The sequence below is a fragment of the Rhizobacter sp. P2_H2 genome, from assembly GCF_056403375.1.
Window position 1 is genome coordinate 1 of record NZ_JBFUFP010001631.1, and the last position, 805, is coordinate 805.

Consider the following 805-nt stretch of genomic DNA (forward strand, 5'->3'; position numbering starts at 1 on the left):
CGCTGGCGCTGGCTCGCCAGCACACGCCGGGCGGCTTCATGCACCAGCGCATCCGGCGTGCCCCAGGCCTCGGGCAGGCCCAGCTCGGCGGCGTCGAGGAATTCGTCGAAGCCGTAGCCGGCGTACGCGATGCGGCCGTTCATCATGCCGCCGCGCGTCGGGTACAGCGCGACGGTGCGATAGCCGGCCGCCTTCAGCGAGCGCACGAAGGAGCGGTGGACGTGCGGCGCCACGCTGAACGATGCGAACTCGCCTGCGGGCCCGAACGCGTCGTGGGGAACACCGGTCGCGAACGCGAACTCCGACAGCCAGGTGCTGCCGCCGAAGACATGCACCTGCAGCGGCCCGTGCGCGATCGTGCTGCTGGCGGCGGCGAAGGCATCCATGCCGCACAGCGATGCGGAGCAGCCGGCCAGGGTCGCCGGATTGAATTGGCTCTCCTGCAGGAAGACGACGATGTCGGCTGGCCTGGGATGAGGCTCGGCGGAGAGCAGCTTGAGACTCTCGCGCTGGAACGCCGTGGTGTCGGCGGTCTCCACGCCCCACCGGGGGTCGAGGGAAGCCGTCGCGAAGAAGCCGAGGGCCGGCCGTTCGTCCAGGCCTGCGCCGACGAACCAGGCGCCTGCGGCTTTCAGGTTCGACACCTCTTTTGCGACGAGGACGCCGCTGTAGGTGACGAGGAGCGCGGCCAGCGCCCCAGCGATGGCCGGAGCCGACCGGCCCGGTTGGTGGCCCGGAGGGTTCCAGCGCCAGGCCATGACGCAGCCCAAGATCGCCAGGGCCACGGCGGCTCCGGCGTACACCC

Annotated in this window: 1 protein-coding gene; it reads right to left on the reverse strand. The window is 71.3% G+C overall.

Going from position 1 to position 805, the window contains the following annotated elements; translation table 11 throughout:
- A partial coding sequence (locus AC1D15_RS35230) for a sulfatase-like hydrolase/transferase (protein ID WP_477829738.1) occupies positions 1-805 on the reverse strand: 805 nt, incomplete at both ends.